Annotated in this window: 21 protein-coding genes and 1 pseudogene; 11 read left to right on the forward strand and 11 right to left on the reverse strand. The window is 62.5% G+C overall.

Going from position 1 to position 21,916, the window contains the following annotated elements; translation table 11 throughout:
• Positions 1-54: 54 nt before the first annotated feature.
• From HDE78_RS05075 to coaE, 4 genes are all read left to right on the forward strand, one after another.
• Entirely contained in the window at positions 55-1,323 is a 1,269-nt protein-coding gene (locus HDE78_RS05075) for a type II secretion system F family protein (protein ID WP_179477424.1), read from the forward strand.
• Positions 1,324-1,397: 74 nt separating this feature from the next.
• Positions 1,398-2,258, forward strand: a complete 861-nt coding sequence (locus tag HDE78_RS05080; protein WP_179477425.1) for an A24 family peptidase — start codon at positions 1,398-1,400, stop codon at positions 2,256-2,258.
• A 2-nt stretch (positions 2,259-2,260) separates the two neighbouring features.
• Positions 2,261-3,979 carry a phosphoethanolamine transferase gene (locus HDE78_RS05085; protein ID WP_179477426.1) on the forward strand — a complete coding sequence of 573 codons (1,719 nt, stop codon included), beginning with the start codon at positions 2,261-2,263 and terminating at the stop codon, positions 3,977-3,979.
• Positions 3,980-3,994: 15 nt separating this feature from the next.
• A complete protein-coding gene (coaE, locus tag HDE78_RS05090; RefSeq protein ID WP_255457635.1) occupies positions 3,995-4,639 on the forward strand; it encodes a dephospho-CoA kinase in 645 nt (214 codons plus the stop codon).
• A gap of 70 nt (positions 4,640-4,709) precedes the next feature.
• Here coaE and HDE78_RS05095 read toward each other — a convergent pair whose 3' ends face one another.
• From HDE78_RS05095 to HDE78_RS05130, 8 genes are all read right to left on the reverse strand, one after another.
• Positions 4,710-5,636: a Nudix family hydrolase gene (locus HDE78_RS05095; RefSeq protein ID WP_179477427.1), complete on the reverse strand. Its 927-nt coding sequence runs from the start codon at positions 5,634-5,636 to the stop codon at positions 4,710-4,712.
• A gap of 42 nt (positions 5,637-5,678) precedes the next feature.
• Complete coding sequence (locus HDE78_RS05100) at positions 5,679-6,167, reverse strand: dihydrofolate reductase (protein WP_179477428.1); 489 nt, start codon at positions 6,165-6,167, stop codon at positions 5,679-5,681.
• A gap of 108 nt (positions 6,168-6,275) precedes the next feature.
• The gene (locus HDE78_RS05105; protein ID WP_179477429.1) at positions 6,276-7,070 is read right to left on the reverse strand and encodes a thymidylate synthase; all 795 of its coding nucleotides are present in this window, start codon (positions 7,068-7,070) and stop codon (positions 6,276-6,278) included.
• A gap of 2 nt (positions 7,071-7,072) precedes the next feature.
• Positions 7,073-7,963 (reverse strand): prolipoprotein diacylglyceryl transferase, encoded by an 891-nt coding sequence (lgt, locus tag HDE78_RS05110; RefSeq protein ID WP_179477430.1) that lies wholly within the window; start codon positions 7,961-7,963, stop codon positions 7,073-7,075.
• 71 nt (positions 7,964-8,034) lie between these two features.
• Positions 8,035-8,538: a TPM domain-containing protein gene (locus tag HDE78_RS05115; protein WP_179477431.1), complete on the reverse strand. Its 504-nt coding sequence runs from the start codon at positions 8,536-8,538 to the stop codon at positions 8,035-8,037.
• Entirely contained in the window at positions 8,538-9,422 is an 885-nt protein-coding gene (locus HDE78_RS05120; RefSeq protein WP_179477432.1) for a TPM domain-containing protein, read from the reverse strand. The genes HDE78_RS05115 and HDE78_RS05120 overlap by 1 nt, the downstream gene beginning before the upstream one ends.
• Positions 9,423-9,424: 2 nt before the next feature.
• Positions 9,425-10,045 carry a LemA family protein gene (locus HDE78_RS05125; protein WP_179477433.1) on the reverse strand — a complete coding sequence of 207 codons (621 nt, stop codon included), beginning with the start codon at positions 10,043-10,045 and terminating at the stop codon, positions 9,425-9,427.
• 127 nt (positions 10,046-10,172) lie between these two features.
• The gene (locus HDE78_RS05130) at positions 10,173-10,544 is read right to left on the reverse strand and encodes a diacylglycerol kinase (protein WP_179477580.1); all 372 of its coding nucleotides are present in this window, start codon (positions 10,542-10,544) and stop codon (positions 10,173-10,175) included.
• A 446-nt stretch (positions 10,545-10,990) separates the two neighbouring features.
• Here HDE78_RS05130 and HDE78_RS05135 point away from each other — a divergent pair, with 446 nt between their 5' ends.
• From HDE78_RS05135 to HDE78_RS21005, 5 genes and pseudogenes are all read left to right on the forward strand, one after another.
• Positions 10,991-12,544, forward strand: a complete 1,554-nt coding sequence (locus HDE78_RS05135; RefSeq protein ID WP_179477434.1) for an oligopeptide:H+ symporter — start codon at positions 10,991-10,993, stop codon at positions 12,542-12,544.
• A 67-nt stretch (positions 12,545-12,611) separates the two neighbouring features.
• Positions 12,612-13,886 carry an ATP-binding protein gene (locus tag HDE78_RS05140; RefSeq protein ID WP_179477435.1) on the forward strand — a complete coding sequence of 425 codons (1,275 nt, stop codon included), beginning with the start codon at positions 12,612-12,614 and terminating at the stop codon, positions 13,884-13,886.
• A 93-nt stretch (positions 13,887-13,979) separates the two neighbouring features.
• Positions 13,980-14,612 (forward strand): response regulator transcription factor, encoded by a 633-nt coding sequence (locus HDE78_RS05145; RefSeq protein ID WP_179477436.1) that lies wholly within the window; start codon positions 13,980-13,982, stop codon positions 14,610-14,612.
• A gap of 108 nt (positions 14,613-14,720) precedes the next feature.
• Positions 14,721-15,356: pseudogene (locus HDE78_RS21000) on the forward strand (CoA transferase subunit A); the annotation flags it as partial.
• Between the two features lie 93 nt (positions 15,357-15,449).
• Positions 15,450-16,079: a 3-oxoacid CoA-transferase subunit B gene (locus HDE78_RS21005; RefSeq protein WP_255457659.1), complete on the forward strand. Its 630-nt coding sequence runs from the start codon at positions 15,450-15,452 to the stop codon at positions 16,077-16,079.
• A gap of 54 nt (positions 16,080-16,133) precedes the next feature.
• On the opposite strand, the gene HDE78_RS05155 is transcribed toward HDE78_RS21005, so the two are convergent.
• From HDE78_RS05155 to HDE78_RS05165, 3 genes are all read right to left on the reverse strand, one after another.
• The gene (locus HDE78_RS05155) at positions 16,134-17,147 is read right to left on the reverse strand and encodes a HAMP domain-containing sensor histidine kinase (protein WP_179477438.1); all 1,014 of its coding nucleotides are present in this window, start codon (positions 17,145-17,147) and stop codon (positions 16,134-16,136) included.
• 34 nt (positions 17,148-17,181) lie between these two features.
• A complete protein-coding gene (locus tag HDE78_RS05160) occupies positions 17,182-17,913 on the reverse strand; it encodes a response regulator transcription factor (protein WP_179477439.1) in 732 nt (243 codons plus the stop codon).
• 149 nt (positions 17,914-18,062) lie between these two features.
• A complete protein-coding gene (locus HDE78_RS05165; protein ID WP_179477440.1) occupies positions 18,063-18,701 on the reverse strand; it encodes an arylesterase in 639 nt (212 codons plus the stop codon).
• On the opposite strand from HDE78_RS05165, the gene HDE78_RS05170 reads away from it, so the two are divergent.
• Together HDE78_RS05170 and HDE78_RS05175 are read left to right on the forward strand one after the other, a co-directional pair.
• On the forward strand, positions 18,700-19,416 hold the full coding sequence (locus tag HDE78_RS05170) for an ATP-binding cassette domain-containing protein (RefSeq protein WP_179477441.1): 717 nt from the start codon (positions 18,700-18,702) through the stop codon (positions 19,414-19,416). The two genes, HDE78_RS05165 and HDE78_RS05170, sit on opposite strands and share 2 nt — an antisense overlap.
• Positions 19,413-21,896, forward strand: coding sequence for an FtsX-like permease family protein (locus tag HDE78_RS05175; RefSeq protein ID WP_179477442.1), 2,484 nt, complete (start codon positions 19,413-19,415; stop codon positions 21,894-21,896). Before HDE78_RS05170 ends, HDE78_RS05175 begins: the two co-directional genes overlap by 4 nt.
• Positions 21,897-21,916: the final 20 nt, after the last annotated feature.

Consider the following 21,916-nt stretch of genomic DNA (forward strand, 5'->3'; position numbering starts at 1 on the left):
CGAGCCGGCGATCAGTCGACGGCCGCTCTGGGCTGCACCACGGGGAAAACAGGCATGGCCACGGCTAACGCAGCAGCAAACAAGGCACGCGCGCTCGGTGCTCAACGCGCCGAAGTCAGCAAGCAGACCACCTATGACTGGGTGGCGCTGGACAAGCGCGGCAAGCGCATGAAAGGCGACATGCCGGCCAAAAATGCCTCACTGGTGAAGGCAGAATTGCGCCGCCAGGGCATGAATCCGCAAACCGTGCGCGAACGCTCCAAGCCCTTGTTCGGCGCGACCGGCAAGAAGGTCAAGCCGGGCGACGTGGCCATCTTCAGTCGCCAGATTGCCACCATGATGGCCTCCGGCGTACCCATGGTGCAGTCTTTCGACATCATTGCCGACGGCCAGAAAAACATCCGCTTCAAGAACATACTTCTCGATGTGAAACAGAACATCGAAGGAGGTGCCGCGCTACATGAGGCCCTCGCCCAATATCCCGTTCAGTTTGACGAGCTTTACTGCAATCTCGTCCACGCCGGCGAAACGTCCGGCGTACTCGACACCGTGCTGGACACGGTCGCGACCTACAAGGAACGCACCGAAGCGCTGAAGAAGAAAATCAAGAAGGCGCTGTTCTACCCCATGATGGTGCTGGCGGTCGTCTTCGTCGTCATCCTGATCATGCTGCTCTTCGTGGTGCCGGTGTTCGCCAAGACCTTCGAAGATGCCGGCGCCCAGCTTCCGGCACCGACCCAAATATTGGTTGATGCGTCGAAATTCATGCAAAGCTACTGGTGGATCGTCATCGGCATCATCGGCGGAAGCATCGCTGCCCTTGTCATCGCCAAAAAACGCTCGCCGAAGTTCGCTCATTTCATGGACCGCGTCGCGCTGAAGCTGCCCGTGATGGGAGGCATCGTGCGGAACTCGGCCATTGCGCGTTTTGCGCGCACGCTCGGCGTGACTTTTCGCGCTGGCGTTCCTTTGGTCGAAGCGCTAGATGCCGTAGCGGGAGCCACCGGCAGCGTTGTTTACGGCGATGCGGTACGGCTAATGCGTGAAGACATTGCGGTCGGCCATCAGCTGCAGCTCGCCATGAAGCAGACCGGCCTTTTCCCCAATATGGTGGTTCAGATGGTCGCCATCGGCGAAGAATCGGGCGCGCTGGACAACATGCTGTTCAAGGTCGCCGAGTTCTACGAGGATGAAGTCGAGAACGCTGTCGATACACTTTCCACGCTGCTTGAACCGCTGATCATGGTGGTGCTGGGCACACTGGTCGGCGGCATCGTGATCGCACTGTATCTGCCTATCTTCAAGCTCGCCGGCACATTCTAAATTTGCTTCCCAAACGCCGCAGAGCTGCCGCGATCCGGCGACTCTGCGGCTTTTTTTTCGATCAGGACTAGGCTATGCCCGAGATGCCGCTGGTGATATGGATCGTTTTTGCCGGCGTACTCGGCCTACTTGTCGGCAGTTTCCTCAACGTCGTGATTCTGCGCCTGCCCGAGCGCATGGCCGCGGCCTGGGAGCAGGAAGCACGCGACGTGCTGGAACTGGAAGCCGAAGCCCCGCCAATGCCGCCCGGCATCGTTCGCGAGCCATCGCACTGCCCGCAGTGCAAGCATCGGCTCTCACCGCTGGACAATATTCCGCTGTTTGGCTGGCTGTTGCTGCGTGGGCGCTGCCGCTACTGCCGCGCAAAAATTTCCATTCAATATCCACTGGTAGAATTGCTCGCAGGCGTGCTCAGCGCCGTGATCGTGTGGAAATTCGGACCGTCGTGGCCGGCGCTGGCCGGGCTCACGCTCACTTGGTTTCTGATCGCGCTGTCGGGTATCGATTTCCGCACGCAGCTCCTGCCTGATCAACTGACATTGCCGCTGCTCTGGCTGGGCATGCTGCTAGCGCTCATCTCGATGTTCATCACGGCACAAACGGCGATCCTCGGCGCTGCCATCGGTTACTTGAGCCTTTGGAGTGTCTACTGGCTATTCAAGCTGCTCACCGGGAAAGACGGCATGGGCTATGGCGACTTCAAGTTGCTCGCAGCGCTCGGTGCCTGGATGGGGCCTTCGGCGCTGCTACCAATCATTTTGCTCTCCTCTTTCATCGGCGCCCTGGTCGGCGGCAGCCTGATGATCCTGCGTAAGCGCGACAGCCAGATACCGATGCCTTTCGGCCCCTTCATCGCGTCAGCCGGGTGGGTATGGTTCGTGGGAGGCAGTTGCTTTCTCCAATGGTATCTAACGCTATTTTCTACTCACGGATAAAGATGGACCATAAAACTATCCTGGCTCGAATAACGGTCGCATTACTGATCATCCTTTTGATGTTACCCAATATTATTTGGGCTATACACGGCCTTGGAGCCCTCCAGTGCGATTCAGCGATTATCGTTCCAATCACGTTACTCGCCGCTCTATTCTCTCTATTCGGTCGACGCATCTGGTTGGCCTGCCTACTGCTCTCACCTTTTGCGATGCTTGCCCCACTTGAATCGTTTTACGTCGCCCTATACAGGCACCCCACTACTCCCGAAGTCCTCGGGACCGTTTTTGCTACCAACGCGAGCGAAACCATTGGGTACTTCGGCTGGCTGCTTGCACCGCTAGCACTCAGCCTGCTGGCTGGATTGCTGCTCGCGTTTTACGCCGCCAGAGTAAGCTGGACTCAACACCTGCGCTGGCTTGGTCAAACTCGCGAATGGGTATTGGCATTTGCGATTCTGCTACCTTTGATAGTGTTTGCCATGAACGCAATCAGAGAAAACGGCAGCCTAGAAAAACGCTTTATCGCCAGTATGTCGAGCATGAGCGCGATGGCTAGGCCAATAGCGCTTGGCTATCCTTTCGGCCTCATATCGAGAGGGGTGGAGTTTGAAGGGGAATGGAAAATCATGTCTGCCGACGCCTCCCAGATGGACTCATTTCGCTTTCATGCAATCGAGCGCAAGAACATTGGGAAGCGTCAGATTTATGTTCTGGTACTCGGAGAGAGTAGTCGCCGCAATCACTGGCAGTTGTTTGGATACTCTCGCTCTACGAACCCCGAATTGACCGGAATACAGGATCTGGTGCCCATACCCGACATGATCACATCGTGGCCGGAATCGATAATGGCGGTGCCGCTCGTGCTGACCCGAAAGCCGGAGACGCAACCTGGCTTCGCTTGGAACGAGGCGTCTATCCTTCGCGCAATGCAGGAAGCCGGTTACGACACCTGGTGGATATCCAACCAGCTCCCCATAGGCAGGTTCGATTCGCCAATCTCCACCTACGCCATGGAGGCAAAGCATAGGCTTTTTCTCAATCATGCATCATGGTCTTCGCCCGGCAGCCCTGATGAAGTGCTGGTTCAACCCCTGAAGAAAGCCTTATCGGAAGGCGATCTGCACAAAAACCTTTTTATCGTTCTCCATATGATGGGGAGCCACCTGCCTTACGACTTACGGTATCCATCAACTTTCAAACAGTTCACTCCCACGATTTCCGACGGCACAACCAACGTCGCCCAGGGATTACGCTTTCAGAACAGCTATGACAACACGATCCTATATACCGATCACGTTCTGGCGCAAATTATCAAGACGCTCAATGAAAGTAATGCAGTCTCAGCACTCTGGTTCGAATCGGACCATGGCGAGACGTTGCCCACTCCCACTTGCTCACTATCTGGCCACGGCATTGGCACACGCTATGACTACATGATTCCCGCACTTTTCTGGTACTCGAATGCGTATGCGAGTCAATTTCCCGACCGCGTTGCGCAATTTCAGCTCAATGCAAAAAGTCGTACGTTGAGTGCATCGACTTTCGAGTCACTGATCGATATGGCCGGCGTCGATTTCCCCGGGCATGATTCAACCAAAAGCCTTTTCAGTTCAAAGTGGCATTACCGCCCGCGACGCGTAACTGCCATGTGGCAAACCGATTTTGATACAGCTCAATTCGGCAAGGGTTGCGAGGTCGTCATACCATCAAAGCTAAATTGACGGTATAAAGAAAAAATGCAGCCATTTATGCCGAAAAGCATGGTCATCGCGGTCACTGGCGGTATTGGTGCTGGCAAGAGTAGCGTGACACGGCGTTTTGAAGCATTCGGCGTGACGGTGTACGATTCGGATATGGCGGCTCGCGAGGTTGTCAGGCCGGGTACGGAAGGACTAAGCGAACTAATTAAAGCTTTCGGGACAGAAATACTCGATCAAAGAGGTGAGCTGGATCGCAGGGCCATGCGCGAACGCGTTTTTACCGATGCGTCCGCGCGCAAACGACTAGAAACTGTAATTCATGGTCGTATCCGCTCATGGCTGTACGACCACGCGATTTCATATGAGGGGCCTTATTGCCTACTAGCCATTCCCCTGTTCGCTGAAAACATCAGCCACTACCGTTGGATCCAACAGGTTTTACTAGTGGATGCGCCGGAGTCGCTGCAGCTCAGCAGGCTTATGCTGCGCGACGGCATCGATGAAACCCTGGCCAGAAACATGCTGGCCCAGCAGGCCAGTCGGGCCGAGCGGCTGGCGCTGGCGGATGACGTGATCGACAACAGTGGCGATGAGGCCGCTCTGGATGCCGCCGTTGCCGAACTGCATGGGAAATTTCTGGCCCTGGCGGAAAGGCATCGAACCGGCCAAAACATGAGCTGACCACGCTGGATTCAGTTCGTGCGGCAAAAATCGCGAAGATGTTCTGCCCAAGCGGCAACGTCCGCGGTGCCTACCAGGCTTCAGTGGTTACGATGCCCTGCGCGCCGCTGCTTTTTGCCCTATCCATACTCATCGCAACCGTATCGCCATCAGCGTACACGGGCAACGATGCCTCTTCTGCCAGTGACTGAAAATTCGTCCATGCCCCTGATGCATCAAGCGATTCCGCGACGGACTCGGTGCCCATGGACCATGTCGCGAAGTCTGCTTGTATCTGTGTGGCCTTCGCCAGCTGGGATGCCGCATGGCAACTGACGCCGACCAGCTGCCGCCAGGGCAGCGGCCGTTCCGACAGAAGTGCGCCTTGTTCGCTGCTGAGCTGAACGCCGACGCCCAGCATGCGGGCACCCTCGATATCGCCGTCGAGCACCAGCTGCACATCGTGCGCTTGCGCGGCGGGCAAAAGATCCCGCGCGAGTTCGCGAACGGATTCGACCGGCCAAAGCGGCAGACGCAGCAACAGCAGGCGAACGCCGCGGCTGAATACCTCGCGGATACGCTTCAGCCACACGTCACGCTGATCGAACGCTACATCTGCGGGGCTCACCGCGTAAGTAGCCGGCAGCCTCAGCGCCTGCAGGATCGGCCGATCGGCCGGCGTCATGCTTTCCGGGTCGATCGCCGCGGGGTAGCACCACTGCAGCGCCTGTCCTTCCAGCGACTGCGGCGCACCCAGCCACGCGTCGACGCGCCAGGCATCCAGCACGAGGCGACGATCGTCGTACGTCCACGGCACACGAATCAGCGGCTGGGCAGACTGAAGCTCGATGCCCAGCTCTTCGCGCAGTTCACGGGCGAGCGCCTCTAGCGGCAACTCACCCGCCTCCAGCTTGCCGCCGGGGAATTCCCAGAAGCCGGCAAGGTGTTTCCCCTGCGGCCGCTCGGCCAGCAGCACGCGCCCCTCGCCGTCGATCATCAGGCCAGCCATTACATGCATGGCGGTAGGCGCTGCGCGACCGGGACGAAAACGGCGCTGCGATCAGTTGCTGCGCAGATACTCGACCATGTCGAAATCATAGGCATGCTCGGCGTCGGCTTTGTGATGCACGCGCGACACTTCGGTCCACTCGCTGAAATGCGTACCCGGGAAAAACGTATCCGCGCCATTGATCGCCGCGCTCACCCAGGTCAGATACATGCGGCGAGCCATCGGCAAGGCCTCGGCGAATACCTGACCGCCGCCGATCACCATCAGGCCGGTCTGATCGGTTCGGGCCAGCGCCTCTTCCACCGAACGCACCGTGATCTGCCCTGGAAACGGCGCCTCATGGCGGCGCGAAAGCACCATGTTGACGCGATCCGGCAACGCCCGACCGATGGAAATGGCGGTGTTGTAACCCATCAGCACGTTCTTGCCGGTGGTCAGCTGCTTGAACCAGCGCAGGTCGTCGGGCAGATGCCACGGCAGCTCTCCCTTCAGGCCAATAGCGAAGTTCTCATCCAGCGCGGCAATCAACGAAATAGCCATGAAATTCCTTGGGCAGCACGATCAGTGGTGGGGCCCCCGACCATAAGGGTCAGTGTCGGCGGCGACGCATATTAGCAGGCCGGCGCGTTACCGGCTCCATGGCGCCGGTCAGACGGCGACGGCACCCTTGATCGCCGGATGAGACACGTAATTTTCGATCGCTACGTCCTCGTAGCGAAAATCGAAGATCGAACGCACCTCGGGGTTGAGCCTTAGCGTGGGAAGCGGGTAAGGCTCGCGCGTCAGCTGCAGCCGCGCCTGCTCCACGTGGTTGTTGTAAAGGTGCGCATCGCCCAGCGTATGCACGAAATCGCCGACATCCAGCCCACACACCTGCGCCACCATATGCGTCAGCAGCGCGTAACTGGCGATATTGAAGGGCACGCCGAGAAAGATATCGCCTGAGCGCTGGTACAGCTGGCAGCTGAGCTTGCCGTCGGCGACGTAGAACTGAAACAGGCTGTGGCACGGTAACAAGGCCATTTTCGGCAGCTCGCCCACGTTCCACGCGCTCACGATCAGCCGGCGCGAATCGGGGTTGCGCTTGATCTCGTCGACGACCCAGGCGATCTGGTCGACCACGGCGCCATCGGCGGTCGGCCAGGCGCGCCACTGCTGCCCGTAGACCGGGCCGAGGTTGCCGTCCGCGTCGGCCCATTCGTCCCAGATGCGTACGCCGTTTTCTTTCAGGTAGGCGATATTGGTGTCGCCGCGCAGGAACCAGATCAGTTCGTGCACGATGGATTTGAGGTGCAGCTTTTTGGTGGTAACCAGCGGAAAACCCTGTGCCAGATCGAAGCGCATCTGCCAGCCGAACACGCTGCGCGTACCCGTGCCGGTGCGGTCGGATTTTTCGGTGCCATGCTCCAGCACATGCTGCAAGAGATCGAGGTAAGGACGCATGATCAGGCCTTCGCCGACACAGGCGTGAGCGGTACTGTGGGCGCCCGACGCGACAGCAGAATCAGCCACAGGCCGATCACCACGAGCGGCAGCGACTGCAGCTGGCCCATCGTCACCCAGCCGAAGGCCAGATACCCTAGCTGCGGATCGGGCAGGCGCACGAATTCCACCGCGATACGGAAACAGCCGTATAGCAGTCCAAACAGACCCGATACCAGATAGCGCGGCCGCGGCTTCAGCGAAACCAGCCAGATCACCACAAACAGCAGCGCGCCCTCCAGCGCCATCTCGTACAGCTCGGAGGGATGGCGCGGCAGCCCACCGAACTGCTGCAGCGAAGGCAGCCAGGTCGGATGGCTCTCGGCGTACGCGATGTCATCCGGTCGCGCATTGGGGAAAATCATGCCCCACGACAGCGTCGTGGGCTTGCCCCAGAGTTCGCCGTTGATGAAATTGCCGAGACGGCCCAGGCCAAGGCCGATCGGCACCAGCGGTGCCACGAAGTCGATAGTGTCGAAAAAATGCAGGCCCTGCCGGCGTGACCACCACCAGCCGGCTGCCAGTACGCCGAGCAGCCCGCCGTGGAAGCTCATGCCACCGTCCCACACCTTGAACAGCGCGAACGGTTCGGTCCATATCCAGTGAATGCCGCCGGCGTAATAGAACAGCATGTACCAAAGCCGGCCGCCGATGATCACGCCCATCATGCCGTAGAAAAAAAGGTCGCTCAGCGTCTCGCGGCTCACCGGCAGGCGGCCACGGCGCCGACGATATTCGCCCAGCAGCGCCACCGCCAGAAAACCCAGCAGGTACATCAGCCCGTACCAGTGCACCTGGATAGGCCCCAGGCCAAAGGCCACCGGGTTGAACTGGACGATGAAAGGCTGGGTCATGGACAGAAGGGGCTGAATGTAAACGCCGATTGTAGCTTGCCCCACCGGGATTCAGTCGCGTGGACAAGCTCTCACAGCAGCACCGGCCGATCCGGCAGCTCGTCGGGATTATCCGTGCCGTCGCTGGGGAAGTGATGCTGCAGCAGTGCGTGCGCTGCGGCGATGCCTGCAAGGCTGCCCTCGCGCCATCGTCCGTCGGCGTAGCTGTCGCGCATGCGGGCACAGATATCGTCCCATTCGGCCTGCCCAACGCGGCTGGCGATGCCACGGTCCGCCACTATCTCGATGCGCCTCTCGGCCATCAGCACGTAGAACAACACGCCAGTGTTGTGCTCGGTATCCCAGACCTGCAGCTGGCCGAACGCTTGGCGTGCGCGCAGCGCCGCGTCGACGCCTTCGAGCACCATCCACGGCGATAGCCGTGACTCGACCGCAAACTGCACTTCACCCCGATGCGTCCGCTCACCGGTGGCGATCGCCGCAGTCATCTCCTCCAGCAGCGCTTCGGGAAAACGCCGGCGCATGGCGAACCACTGGCCGAAAAGGTTGGTGAGCAGTCGTTGCAGTCGCGTCATCACCAGCTCCCCGACGAACCGCCGCCGCCGAAACTGCCGCCGCCACCGCTGAAGCCACCGCCGCCAAAGCTGCCGCCACCGCCGCTGGAGCCGAAACCGCCGCCACCGAATCCGCCCCAGCCACCGCCGCCGATGAAGCCGCCGCCACCGCCAGGCAGCAGCATGAGAATGCCGCCGATCAGCGCGCCGATGATGCCGGCGCCGGCCGATACCAGCAGCCACAGCAGGCCGCCGGTCACCAGCGCGCCGATGGGCGCCCGAACCCAGCCGCTGGCGCGACCCAGCACGCTGCGCAGAAACAGAGCCAGAAACAGTCCCATCATCAAACCGTGCTCTAACCCCAGTCCGCGGCGCTGCGGCTCTTCATTTCCCTGCACCGGCGGCGGCAACGCCTCGCCGTCGATCAGCTGGGTCAGCGCGCCGACCGCGTCGCTGATGCCACCGAAGTAATCGTTGCTGCGAAATTTCGGCGCGATGTATTCGCGGATGATGCGCGCCGTGGCGGCATCGGGAATCGCACCTTCCAGCCCATACCCCACCTCGATACGCACATGACGATCGTTCTTGGCGACCAGCAGCAGCACGCCGTCATCGGTGCCCTTGCGGCCGATCTTGTTGGCCTCGGCGACGGCCAGCGAGTAACTCTCGATATCCTGTGGCTCGGTGGTGCTGACCATCAACACCGCCAGTTGCGCGCCCTTGGTCTTCTCCAGCGATACCAGCTGCGAATCCAGCTGCTCGATCTGCTGAGCGTTGAGCGTGCCAGTGAGGTCGGTGACGTGACGAGCCAGTTGCGGGACCGCGGCATCCGCCGCGTGCAGAAGCACCGGCGACAGCAGGGCCATCGCCATTAACCACAGCAGGCGCGACGGGCGCCGGCGCATCGTCAGTGTGCCGAGGCGGCGGGCGCTGGCGTGCCGCTGCCGAAGTCCACGGTCGGCGCGGTGGAAATGGCCTTCTCATTATCCACGCTGAAATTCGGCTTGACCTGATAGCCGAACATCTTTGCGGTAAGGTTGTTCGGAAACGTGCGGATCATCGAGTTGTAGTCGGCCACGGACTGGATGTACCGATTACGCGCCACGGTCACCCGATTCTCGGTGCCTTCCAGCTGCGCCTGCAGATTCTGGAACAGGCCGTCGGCCTTCAGCTGCGGGTAGTTTTCGCTGACCACCATCAGCCGCGACAATGCACCGCCGAGCTCGCCCTGCGCGGCCTGAAACTGCTTGAGCTTTTCCGGATCGTTGATCGTGTCGGCGTCGACCTGCAAGCTACCGACCTTGGCCCGCGCATTGGTCACTTCGACGAAAACCTTCTCTTCGTGCTGCGCATAGCCTTTAACCGTATTGACCAGATTCGGCACCAGATCGGCGCGACGCTGGTACTGGTTCAGCACCTCGGACCAGGTCTTCTTGACCACCTCATCCTGCCGCTGCATGGCGTTGTAACCGCAACCGGAAAGCCCGGCGAGTATCAACAAAAGCACGAGTGCGCGCAGAATTTTCATCGAAGATGCCCCCGTTGCGGAAAGGCGACCATTGCAGCATCCCTGCCATGCAGACGCAATAAATTGCCAACAGGCACCGACGACCGCGCCAGCCTAACCCCATAAGAGCCTGTTCATGAACAGGCTCTTAGAACCAGCGCGGCAGCAGGATCAAACCCCAGCTCAGCGTCACCAGTACCAGCAACACGAACACCGCGGCCGATCCCATGTCCTTGGCACGGCCGGCCAGCTCGTGGAATTCGGGGCTGACCTTGTCCACTACCGCCTCGATGGCCGAATTGAGCAGCTCGGCCGACAGCACGAGCATCGGCGGAAAGACCAGCGCCAGCTTCTCCAGCGCGCCGTTGCCCAGCCACAGGCCAAGCGGAATCAGCGCGATGGCCAGACAGGCCTCCAGCCGGAACGACGCCTCGTGGCGCCAGCCCGCGCGAAAGCCTTTCATCGACCACTGGAACGCCATCCAGAGCTGCTTGGGACCACGGAAACCTTCGGCCGCCATCAGTCGACGTCGGTCAGCGGGAAAAAGGCGGCGGCCTGGCAAGGCGAGCGTCCAGACCGAGCGCCCTGGCGAGGGGCATTCCGACCGCCGCGAAGCGTAACGAGATGAACGCAAAGATCAACGTAACGAGGCATACGGTCCCTGGTTCCAGAGGTTCTTCGAGGCAACGAGCGGCGAATCGACCCGGTTTCTGTCAAAAAACGCGGCGGCCAATGATGCCACAAGCATCGAAGCGCAAGATTCGTCGCCCTCATCCGGACCTCGACCCAAAGCCGGACGAACCAGCTCGGCCCTGGTCCATACCTATGCTGCAGTGCTGCGACGCCAAAATGGCGAATGGGTTACGCTTCGGCGGATGTAACTTGTCCCAACGTCGTTTTGCACAGGGGATGCCACGGCAGCGCCGGGGACAGAACCACGTACTTCGAATCACGCACGGAAACTCCATGGCACTTCAGAATCCGCCCGTCTCGCAAACCCGCTCCTTCACCGCCGTCTTCCTGATTGAAATGTGGGAGCGCTTCGGCTTCTACGGCATGCAGGTGCTGATGGTCACCTTCTTGATGAAGAAGCTCGGCTTCGTCGATACCAAGGCCAACCTGGTCTGGGGTGCGGCGGCCGCGTTGATCTATGCGACGCCAGCCATCGGCGGCTGGGTCGGCGACAAGCTGCTCGGCACGCGGCGCACCATGCTGATCGGCGCCACGGTGCTGGCGCTGGGCTACGCCATGCTTTGGATTCCGACCAACAACCCGTACATGGTGTATTGCGCACTGGGCGTCATCGTCGTCGGCAACGGCTTCTTCAAACCGAACGCGGGCAACCTGGTGCGCAAGATCTACGAGGGTGACGAGACCCGCATCGATAGCGCCTTCACCATCTACTACATGGCGGTGAACATCGGCTCGATGATTTCGATGACGCTGACGCCGTGGATTCGCAACGTGGTCAGCGCGAAGTACGGCGACGACATGGGCTGGCACACCGCCTTTGGCGTGTGCTCGATCGGCCTGATCCTCGGCCTGATCAACTACGTGTTCATGCGCCGCGCGCTGGCGCATATCGGCTCGCCCGCGGACGAGCGTCCGATGGATCTTCGCCGCGCTCTGCCCGTTTTCGCGGCAGGCATCGTGCTGGTGTTCGTGGTCGCCTTTATCCTGCAGAGCCAGGCGGTCGCCAGAGCCTGCGTCTATACCGCCGGCGTGATCATTCTCGGCGTGTTTGCGCACCTGATCCGCAGCAGCCAGAAGAACGAGCGCGCTGGCCTCATCGCCGCGCTGGTGCTGACCGTACAGACGATCTTCTTCTTCATCTTCTACTCGCAGATGGCGACATCGCTGAACCTGTTTGCACAGCACAACGTGAATCTGTCGTTTGACCTGTTCGGCACACACCTTTTCACCTGGATTCCGGAGCAGTTCCAAAACCTTAACGCCATCTGGATCGTGATCCTCAGCCCGATCCTGGTACTGATCTACAACACGCTTGGCCGCGTCGGCAAGGATCCGTCCATCGCGTTCAAGTTTGCGCTCGGCTTCGCGGCTGTGGCGATCGGCTTTTTCATGTATGGCGTGGGCGCGCACTCCGCGGTCAATGGCCAGGTGTCGTCGTGGACCATGGTCTGGGGCTACGGCTGGTATTCGCTGGGCGAGATGCTGGTCAGCGGCCTGGGGCTGGCGATGATCGCGCGCTATGTGCCTTCGCGCATGGGTGGTTTCATGATGGGTGCGTACTACGTCGCCGTCGGCCTGTCGCAGTATCTGGGCAGCATGGTGGCCAACGCGGCGCATATCCCGGACAACATCACCGATCCGGTGCAGTCGCTGGCGATCTACGTGAGTCTGTTCAACAAGCTCGGCTTTGTCGGCATCGCCTGCGTAGTGATCGCGCTGGTCATGCTGCCGATCATGAACCGGCTGTCGGCCAGCCACTCCGACCCGGCGGTCAACCACCACCCGCTGCCCGCCGTTCACAGCGAAGAGTTCGACAACCGCGCCTGATGCCCGACTACCCGCACACCGCTGGTGTTGCGGGTATTGCTGGATGACGCACCCTTAAGAGGAAGCCATGACGCGACGTCCAGCCCAACGCATCGGCCCGTTTGCGCTGACGCGCACGCTGGCGTGGCTGCGCATCTGCGCCATCGCCGGCCAGAGCGTCGCCGTCCTTTTCTGCGCGTGGTGGCTGCATCTGCCGATTCCGCTGCTGCCGCTGCTGGTCGGCGTGGGCCTGCTGGGCGTGTTTGCCGTGTTCGCGGCGTGGCGACTTCGCCAGCCCTGGCCGGTGCGCGAGTGGGAAACCGTCGGCCATATCGCCGCCGACATTGTGGTACTGGGTTACCTGCTGTATTTCACCGGTGGCGCCAGCAACCCCTTTATCACACTGCTTTTGGTGCCGATTGCGTTGAGCGCCGCGGCGTTGTCGGCACGCGCGCTGCTGACGGTGTCCGCGCTGGCCGCCGTTGCCTATGTGATTCTGCTGAACTGGCACGTGGCGTTGCCGATGCCCATGCACGAGAACCCGCGCGGCGGTCTCACGATGAGCGAGGCCGGCACCGGTGTAAACCTGCTGATCAGCGCGCTGCTGCTCGGCTTTTTCATCAATCGGCTGTCGCACGCCCTGCGTCTGCAGCAGACCGAGGTGCAGCGCGTGCGCGAGCGGGCGCTGCGCGACGAAGGCATTCTGGCCATTGCCACGCAGTCGGCGGGTGCGGCGCACGAACTGAACACGCCGCTGTCGACCATGCTGACCTTGCTGCCCGAACTGCGCCGCGATTACGCCGCCGACCATTTGCTATCCGAAGACCTGCTGCTGCTGCAGGACCAGGTCAACCGCTGCCGCACGATTCTTCGAGAGATGGTGGCGTTCGGCAAGGCGCAGCTGTCGCAGGAATCCGAGCGACTGACCGTCACCCAGTTCATCCATGGCTGCCTGGAGCGCTTTCAGCTGCTGCGGCCTGAAGCCGACGTCTCGCTGGTGCTGGACGACAACACCGGCCGCACCGTGCTGCGCACCCCGCCCGGCTTGCGCCACGCCCTGCTCAACCTGCTCAACAATGCCGCCGATGCCTCTGCCAGCCGAAGTTCGCAGATGGTCGCACTGATCGTCGTGCGCGAGGGTAGCTGGCTGCAGTTGTGCGTGCGGGACGAAGGGCCGGGCTTTGCCGTCACCGGCGAACTGGCCCTGCTCGGCGAGTCGCAGAAGCAGACCGGCCTGGGCATCGGCCTGGCCCTGGCAGAAGCCACGGCCGAGCGCCTCAACGGCGAGCTGATCGCCGGCAATACCGAGCACGGTGCAGAAATGTGTCTGCGCCTGCCGCTGGCCGTCATCGCCGACCGCTAAACCGCCGCTGGGCCGGGACGTGGCCACGACGACGTGAAAGCGACGCCACATAGGGTCACAATACACGCTGATCTGCCTGAAAGAAGCACCGCCATGAATGAATCCGCAGACATCGTACCGAACGCCGCCGCATCGGGAATCGCCGCACTGGCGCCAGCAACGATCAGCCGGCCCCTGCTGCTGATCGACGATGACGCAACCTTCGTGCGCGTGCTCGCGCGCGCACTGACCTCGCGCGGATTCGAAGTGCTCACCGCCACCGACTTCGACGAAGCGCGCGCGCTGTCGCGGCGACGCCATCCCCGCTACTGCGTACTCGACCTCAAACTGGGCGATGAAAACGGCCTGCGGCTGATCCCCGAACTGCACACGCTGGTACCCGATATCCGCGTCCTGCTGCTGACAGGCTACGCGTCGATCGCCACCGCCGTGGAAGCGATCAAGCGTGGCGCGCACGATTATCTGGCTAAACCCGTGGACGCCGACGCCGTGGTTCGTGCTCTGCTCGATGGCGACAACGCCGACGGTGAAGAGAACGATCCGCCCGAGGCTCCCGAAGCGCCGCTGGCACTTCGCCGACTGGAGTGGGAACACATCCAGCGCGTGCTGACCGAGTGCGACGGCAACATCTCCGAAACCGCCCGTCGCCTCGGCATGCATCGCCGCACCCTGCAGCGCAAGCTCAGCAAGCATCCGGTACGCGAGAGGCCGGAGCGCGAAGACTGAAGGTGAGCGCGTGAACCATTTCTGATCCGCTATGTTTCAGTGCGAGCCAGCTGACCACCGATCAATCCGTCGTATCCTAGGCAGCTGACTCAACTGCAGGAACCGGCAATGGACAAGGTGTTTGCAACGGCGGCATCCGCTCTCGATGGCCTGCTGGCCGATGGCATGACCATCGCCGCAGGCGGTTTCGGCCTGTGCGGCATTCCGGAGAACCTGATCGGCGCGCTGCTCGCTGCCGGCACCAGGGAACTGACCATCGTCGGCAACAACGCCGGCGTCGACGACTTCGGCATGGGGCCGCTGCTGAAAACGCATCAGGTGAAGCGCGTTTACGCCTCTTACGTGGGCGAGAACAAGGAGTTCGAGCGTCAGGTGCTGGCCGGCGAGCTGGAGCTGCATCTGACGCCGCAAGGCACGCTCGCCGAGAAGCTGCGCGCCGGCGGCGCGGGGATTCCGGGTTTCTATACGCGCACCGGCTTTGGCACCAAGCTGGCCGAGGGAAAAGAAACCAAGGTCTTCGGTGACAAGGAATACGTGCTGGAGGAAGCGATCCACGCCGACCTGTCGATCGTCAAGGCGTGGAAGGGCGACGCCCACGGCAACCTGGTGTTTCGCGAAACCGCGCGCAACTTCAATCCGATGATCGCCACCTGCGGCAAGGTATGTGTGGCCGAAGTCGAACATCTCGTGGCCGTGGGCGAGCTCGAACCGGACAACATCCACGTGCCGGGCATCTACGTCGACCGCATCATTCAGGGCGAAAAATACGAAAAGCGCATCGAGTTTCGCACAGTGGCCGGCGCCAACACCGGTAAGGAAAGCCCGGTGCGTACGGCGATGGCCAGGCGTGCAGCCAAAGAACTGCGCGACGGCTTTTACGTCAATCTGGGCATCGGCATTCCTACCCTGGTGGCCAACTTCATTCCCGAGGGGATCGACGTCACGCTGCAGTCGGAAAACGGCCTGCTCGGCATCGGCCCGTTTCCGGACGAAGCCAACGTGGATCCGGACCTGATCAACGCCGGCAAGCAGACCATCACCACGCTGCCGGGCTCGAGCTTTTTCTCCAGCGCCGATTCGTTCGCGATGATCCGCGGCGGCCACATCGACCTGTCGATTCTTGGCGGCCTCGAAGTCTCCGCCACCGGCGATCTGGCCAACTGGATGGTGCCGGGCAAGATGGTCAAAGGCCCAGGCGGCGCAATGGACTTGGTCAGCGGCGTTAAGCGCGTCGTGGTGCTGATGGAGCACAACGCCAAAGACGGCACGCCGAAAATCCGCGAAGAGTGCGAGCTGCCGCTCACCGGCAAACAGGTAGTCGATTTGATCATCACCGACCTGTGCGTGTTCGAAGTCGCCAAAGGTCAGGGGCTGACGCTGATCGAGCTCAACGAGGGCGTGACGGTGGACGAGGTGAAGCAAAAGACCGGCTGTGGCTTCACTGTTGCCCCGAGCTTGCAGCGTTAAGTCACAACCAAGATCACTGCGCGTATAGACGGCACGCGCAGCGAAGAGTGCAGCTCAGGCCTCGACGGGCTCCGCAGGCAGGGGCTTCGGAAAACGAATGCGCGCGACGTTTTCCTGTCCCGGCTTCGTCTGCAGCTCCAGCGGCCAGGAGAACCGATCGCTTATCCGCTGCGCGATGGCCAGCTCGAAACCATGGCGATCCGCGCCAAACACGCGCACGGGATGCGCCGTCACGCCGGCCGGATTGGGGTCGGCGTGGTTGCTCACCGTCACGGCACCGGGCAGCACCGTGATCACGACACGACCCTGCTCGGTCTGCTGACAGGCGTTGCGAATCAGCTGCCAGCACAGTACCGAGAAGACGCGGCGTGAGCCCTGCAAGGCAAAGCGCGCGGGCTCTTCCAGTTCGAGTTCGATCGGCCGGCCGGCCAGCAGCATGCGCGCGGCGTCGAGTTCGTGCACCAGCACGTCATTAACGACGAAGCGTTCGCTGTCCAGGCCAGTGTCGGCCTCGCGCGCCAGGATCAGCAAGGCATCCACGACCGTCTCCATTTCGCGCGTGGCGCGCTGGATACGGCGAACGGACCGCTCGCCGAAATCGCTGAGATTTTCCTCGTCGGCCAGCATGTCGATCGACATCTTGATGACGGTCAGCGGACTGCGCAGCTCATGGCTGGCATCGCGGGTGAAGTTGCGCTCGCGCTGGTTGTAGTCGGCAATACGGTTCACCAGCCCGTACAAACCTTTGTGCAATTGCGCAATGTCTGCATCGGTGCCGCGCGCCAGCTTGTCCGGGCTAAGCAGGTTCGAGTCGCCGCTGGACTCGTCCCAATTGGCGAGTGCGACGGCAAGCGCGCTGATCGGTCGCCATTCGCGTTGCGTCGCCATGAAACCCAGCACGATCACGATGATCATGACCGCCAGCACCGCAGCCAGTGGTGCGACGTTGTACACGCCCATCACGCACGTGATCACCACCGCAACCAGCTGCAGCGTAAACACCCACGCGATGCGGCGCTTGAAGGCGCCGGTGCGGAATGTTGTTACGGCGTCGGCCTTGCTCGTCATTTACTTGACCATCGTGGACATGCCGAAATAGGCATTAAGCCGACTGCGTGGACGATGCCACCTCCGACTCCAATTCGGCGAGACGATAGCCTGCCGAATGGATGGTGTGTAACAGGGGCTGTGCGAAGGGTTTGTCGATGACACGGCGCAGGTTGTACAGATGCGAGCGCAGCGTGTCCGAATCGGGCAGCGTATCGCCCCAGATTTCGCGCTCGATATCGCGGCGGCTGACCACACGCGGCGATTCGCGCATCAGGATCGCCAGCAGCTTCAGCCCAATCGGCGACACGGTCAGCTCCTGACCTTCGCGAGTCAGACGCAGCGTGGCGGTGTCGAGCGTCATGTCGCCGACGGTGAGGATTTCGGTCGACACCTGGCGGCGGTCGCGGCGAATCAGCGCACGCAGACGCGCTTCGAGTTCGCGAACCTCGAACGGCTTGACCAGATAATCGTCTGCGCCGGCTTCCAGGCCGACCAGCTTGTCGTCCAGCGTGTCGCGCGCGGTAAGCATGAGCACGGGCGTGGACTTCTTCGCCTCCTTGCGCAGCTTGCGGCACACTTCCAGCCCATCCAGGCCCGGCAGCATCAAATCGAGCACGATCACGTCGTAGCTGTTGGACACGGCAAGGTGCAGGCCGCTCACACCGTCGGCGGCGTAATCCACCGAATAACCGCGGCGCTCGAGAAACTCGCCCACCATCTCGGCGATCTGGCGGTTGTCTTCGACCAGCAGAATCAGTCCGGCTTGATCTTCATGTACGGTCATATCGTGTCCTCATCGCTCTGGCTTCGGTCTCGTGGAGCTTCACAAATGTGAAGACCGGAGATTAAACGCCCCTACGGTGATCGGAACGTGAATCGAGGCGCGGTCATGCAAATACCCGCGACGCGGCATTCCATTCGACGCGGTCCGCATCACTTCAGCAGAGGGGCAAGCTGCGGCCATACGGTGTCGAGCACCTGCGGTTCGGCGCTCGCCACGGGGTGCAACCCGTCGTCCTGCATCTTCGACGGGTCGAGCGCCACGCCCTCGAGCAGGAACGGCACCAGAGCGGTGTGCTTCGTCCTGGCCAGATCCGCGTAAATCGCGCGCAGGCCGTCGCGATACTGCGGGCCGTAGTTCACCGGCAGCTCGATGCCCAGCAGCAGCACGCGAATCTTCACCTTCTGCGCCGCATCGATCATGGCCGACAGATTGTCGCGCAGGGCCGACAGCGGAAGACCCTGCAGGCCGTCGTTCGCTCCCAGTTCGATCACAAGCACTGACGGATGATATTTCTGCAGCAGCGCCGGCAAACGGTTGCGCCCGCTCAGTGACGTTTCACCGCTGATGCTGGCATTGACCGCAGCGGCCTTCGGCACCATGTTCGACAGGCGCGCATCCAGCAGCGATACCCAGCCGGATTCGATCGGTATGTTGTGCGCAGCAGACAGCGAATCGCCCAGCACCAGTACGGTTCTTACGGCTGGCGTTTTCGCCGACTGCGCTACCGCCCCACCGATACCACCCAACAACAGCCCGCAACACATCATCCAACCAAGGCATCGACGCATGACTGATTCTTCCCGCGCGCTTCTAGAAACCCGCGATGTTAGCAAGTCGGTCAGCGGTCCCGAGGGAAAGCTCGACATTCTGCAAAACGTCAGCCTGCAGATTCAGCCCGGGGAAAGCTTCGCCATCGTCGGCGCGTCGGGCTCCGGCAAAACCACCTTGCTCGGCCTACTGGCTGGGCTGGACACGCCGAACAGCGGCAGCATCATTCTCGACGGCAACGTGCTGGAGCGGATGGACGAAGAGGCGCGCGCGGACCTGCGCCGGCGTCTGGTCGGTTTCGTGTTCCAGTCGTTCCATCTGCTGCCCGCGCTGACCGCCGAAGAGAACGTGATGCTGCCGCTGGAGCTCGAAGGCAGCAGCGATGCGCGCACGCGCGCACGCGCAGCGCTCGAAGCGGTGGGGCTTGCCGCGCGTCGCAAGCACTATCCCGCCCAGCTCTCGGGCGGCGAGCAGCAGCGCGTGGCGATCGCGCGCGCCTTCGTGCACAGCCCGCGCGTACTGTTTGCCGACGAGCCGACCGGCAACCTCGACCAGCGCACCGGCCATCACATCTGCGACATGCTGTTCGCGCTCAACCGCGATCACCACACGACGCTGGTACTGGTCACCCACGATGCCACGCTGGCGGCACGCTGCGATCGCCGGATCGAGTTGGAGGAGGGCCGCGTCGTGCCTTCGTCGGATCCCGCCAGCGTCGTGAGCGCTCGCGCATGAAACTATTTCTGCTTGCCCTGCGCACCGTGCGCCGCGAATGGCATCTGCCCGAGCTGCGCACGTTGGCCGCCTCGCTGGTGTTGGCCGTGGTCGCGCTCGGCGTCGTCGCCACGCTGTCGACCCGGATCGAACGCGGCATGCTCGCGAGCGCCGCCGAACTGATCGGTGGCGACATCGGTATCGAATCGCCGCAGGACTTGCCCGACACGTTTGCCGACGAAGCGCGCCGGCGCGGTTTGAACGCGACGGTCAACGCCAGCTTTCCCAGCGTGGCCTTCGCCAACCAGAAAACGCAGCTGCTCGACGTGCAGGCCAGCGACCCGCACTACCCGCTGCGCGGCACGCTGGAGCTTGGCGACGCCAGCGGTCATTCGCATATCGGCCACGCGCCGCCGGCCGGTAGTGTCTATCTCGATCACCGCGCGCTGGTGGCGCTGAACCTCAAGGTCGGCCAGACGCTGCAGCTCGGTGGACGCCAGCTGACCATTGCTGCCGAACTGTTGCGACAACCCGACGGCGGCGAACTGTTCGCGCTGGCGCCGCGCGCGTTGATGAGCCTAACCGACGCCGAACAGGCCGGGTTGCTCGGCGTCGGCAGCCGCGCACGCCATCGCCTGCTGCTGGCCGGCGACCCGTCGGCGGTGCAGAGCTGGCGGAACTGGGTGCAGTCGAGCAAGCTGCCGCAGGGCGCCGAGCTGATCACTACCGAACAGACGCAGGAACGCATGCGCACCGCCTTCGACCGCGCGGGCGCCTTTCTGCGACTGACGGCCCTGCTGTCCGCGCTGTTGGCCGGCGTGGCCATTGCGCTGGCCGCGCAGCGCTACGCCCGGCGCAAGACCGCCGAAGTGGCGCTGCTGCGCGCACTGGGCACCTCGCGCAAGCGCGTGCTCGGCCTGCTGGTCTACACGCTTGCCGCACTCGCCGTGCCGGCCGCGGTCGTCGGGCTCGTCCTTGCGCTCGGGCTGTCCCAGCTTGCCTGGATGTTCGCCAGCCAGCTGTTCGGCAGCGTGCCGACCGTGCTACCGATCGGTCCGTCGTTCGCAGCGGCGGCGATGGGCATCGCGGTGCTGATCGGCTTTGCCCTGCCGCCACTGGCACGGCTGGCCGAAGTGCCGCCAGTGGCGGTGTTTCGTCAAAGCATGGAGCGGCGCGTGCGGCGCTTCGATGCGCTGTATCTGATCCCGCTGGTGGTGGCGCTGGCACTGATCTGGACGCAGAGCGGCTCGGTGCAGCTGGCCGGCATTCTCGCCGCCAGCCTGTTCGGTGTGGCGATCGTGGCGGCACTGCTGGCGGCGCTGCTGCTGTTTGTCGCACGCCGCGTGGCGCCGGGCGCGCATCCGGCGCTGCGGCTCGGGCTCGCCGCGCTGGCGCGGCGGCGCACGCTGAGTCTGATCCAGGCCACGGCACTGAGCCTCGGCCTATGCGCACTGCTGCTGCTCGCCGTCGTCGCGCCGTCGCTGCTGCAGGGCTGGCGGCAGGAACTGCCCAGCGACACGCCGAACTGGTTCGCGCTGAACCTGCAGGACGACCAGCGCGCCGGCTTCGACAAAGCGCTCGCCGCCATCGGCGGCAGCAAACTCAACATGGCGCCGCTGGCGGTAGGCAAGCTCACCGCGATCAACGGCAAGCCGGTCGATGCGATCACCTTCCCCGACGAACGTTCGAAGGATTCGGCCGACCGCCAGCTGCGCCTGTCCTGGGCCAGCGAACTCCCGCCGGCCAACCAGATCGTTGCCGGCCAGTGGCCGCCGGCGCATCCGGCGCAGGCCGTGGTATCGATCGACACGATGTGGCGCGACATGTTTTCGCTGAAGATCGGCGACACGTTGAGTTTCAACGTCGGCGAAGGCAACCTCGATGCAAAGGTCGGCAGCATCCGTAAGGTCGACTGGAGCTCGTTCCGGGTCAATTTTTTCCTGCTGCTCGATCCCGACCACGCCAGCAGCCTGCCGCATACCTGGCTGGCCAGTTTCTACCTGCCGCGCACGCAGGCAACCCAGCTGGCCCAGCTGTCGCGCACGTACAGCAACCTCAGCCTGATCGACGTCGACGCCCTGCTCGACCGCGTGCGCGAGATCGTCGATCGCGTAGGCAATGCGGTGCGCTGGATACTTGGCTTCAGCCTGCTCGCTGGCGCCCTGGTACTGTCCGCGGCGCTGGCCGCCAGTGCTGCCGAACGTCGTCATGAAGCAGCCCTGCTGCGTACGCTGGGCGCGCGCCGCAACCAGCTGCGCGCAGCGGCAGCCTGCGAATTCGCCCTGCTCGGCCTCGTCGCCGGACTCACCGCTGCGCTGGGCGCCGCGGGTGCCGGTCTGTGGATGGGCCATGCCGTATTCCATATCGACGGCTTCGTGCCACCGCTGTGGCCGCTGGCGTTGGGTGCGCTGGGCGCAGCCCTAGTGGTCATGCTGCTCGGGCTGGCCGGCACGCGCAAGGTCACGCGGACATCTCCTATGCGTTTGCTTCGCGAGGGATAGGTAAACTACCGCCGCTGATC

The sequence above is a fragment of the Rhodanobacter sp. K2T2 genome (genome assembly GCF_013408815.1).
Lineage (GTDB): Bacteria > Pseudomonadota > Gammaproteobacteria > Xanthomonadales > Rhodanobacteraceae > Rhodanobacter.

Bases quoted from the DNA above. Each gene is read 5' to 3' on its own strand.
- HDE78_RS05160 (WP_179477439.1), bottom strand. From the start codon at position 17,913: ATGACCGTACATGAAGATCAAGCCGGACTGATTCTGCTGGTCGAAGAC.
- HDE78_RS05130 (WP_179477580.1), bottom strand. From the start codon at position 10,544: ATGGCGGCCGAAGGTTTCCGTGGTCCCAAGCAGCTCTGGATGGCGTTC.
- HDE78_RS05140 (WP_179477435.1), top strand. From the start codon at position 12,612: ATGACGCGACGTCCAGCCCAACGCATCGGCCCGTTTGCGCTGACGCGC.
- HDE78_RS05135 (WP_179477434.1), top strand. From the start codon at position 10,991: ATGGCACTTCAGAATCCGCCCGTCTCGCAAACCCGCTCCTTCACCGCC.
- HDE78_RS05080 (WP_179477425.1), top strand. From the start codon at position 1,398: ATGCCCGAGATGCCGCTGGTGATATGGATCGTTTTTGCCGGCGTACTC.
- HDE78_RS05145 (WP_179477436.1), top strand. From the start codon at position 13,980: ATGAATGAATCCGCAGACATCGTACCGAACGCCGCCGCATCGGGAATC.
- lgt (WP_179477430.1), bottom strand. From the start codon at position 7,963: ATGACCCAGCCTTTCATCGTCCAGTTCAACCCGGTGGCCTTTGGCCTG.
- HDE78_RS05100 (WP_179477428.1), bottom strand. From the start codon at position 6,167: ATGGCTATTTCGTTGATTGCCGCGCTGGATGAGAACTTCGCTATTGGC.
- HDE78_RS05175 (WP_179477442.1), top strand. From the start codon at position 19,413: ATGAAACTATTTCTGCTTGCCCTGCGCACCGTGCGCCGCGAATGGCAT.
- HDE78_RS05085 (WP_179477426.1), top strand. From the start codon at position 2,261: ATGGACCATAAAACTATCCTGGCTCGAATAACGGTCGCATTACTGATC.
- HDE78_RS05170 (WP_179477441.1), top strand. From the start codon at position 18,700: ATGACTGATTCTTCCCGCGCGCTTCTAGAAACCCGCGATGTTAGCAAG.
- HDE78_RS05105 (WP_179477429.1), bottom strand. From the start codon at position 7,070: ATGCGTCCTTACCTCGATCTCTTGCAGCATGTGCTGGAGCATGGCACC.
- coaE (WP_255457635.1), top strand. From the start codon at position 3,995: ATGCAGCCATTTATGCCGAAAAGCATGGTCATCGCGGTCACTGGCGGT.
- HDE78_RS05075 (WP_179477424.1), top strand. From the start codon at position 55: ATGGCCACGGCTAACGCAGCAGCAAACAAGGCACGCGCGCTCGGTGCT.
- HDE78_RS05125 (WP_179477433.1), bottom strand. From the start codon at position 10,045: ATGAAAATTCTGCGCGCACTCGTGCTTTTGTTGATACTCGCCGGGCTT.
- HDE78_RS05115 (WP_179477431.1), bottom strand. From the start codon at position 8,538: ATGACGCGACTGCAACGACTGCTCACCAACCTTTTCGGCCAGTGGTTC.
- HDE78_RS05095 (WP_179477427.1), bottom strand. From the start codon at position 5,636: ATGCATGTAATGGCTGGCCTGATGATCGACGGCGAGGGGCGCGTGCTG.
- HDE78_RS05120 (WP_179477432.1), bottom strand. From the start codon at position 9,422: ATGCGCCGGCGCCCGTCGCGCCTGCTGTGGTTAATGGCGATGGCCCTG.
- HDE78_RS21005 (WP_255457659.1), top strand. From the start codon at position 15,450: ATGGCCAGGCGTGCAGCCAAAGAACTGCGCGACGGCTTTTACGTCAAT.
- HDE78_RS05155 (WP_179477438.1), bottom strand. From the start codon at position 17,147: ATGACGAGCAAGGCCGACGCCGTAACAACATTCCGCACCGGCGCCTTC.
- HDE78_RS05165 (WP_179477440.1), bottom strand. From the start codon at position 18,701: ATGCGTCGATGCCTTGGTTGGATGATGTGTTGCGGGCTGTTGTTGGGT.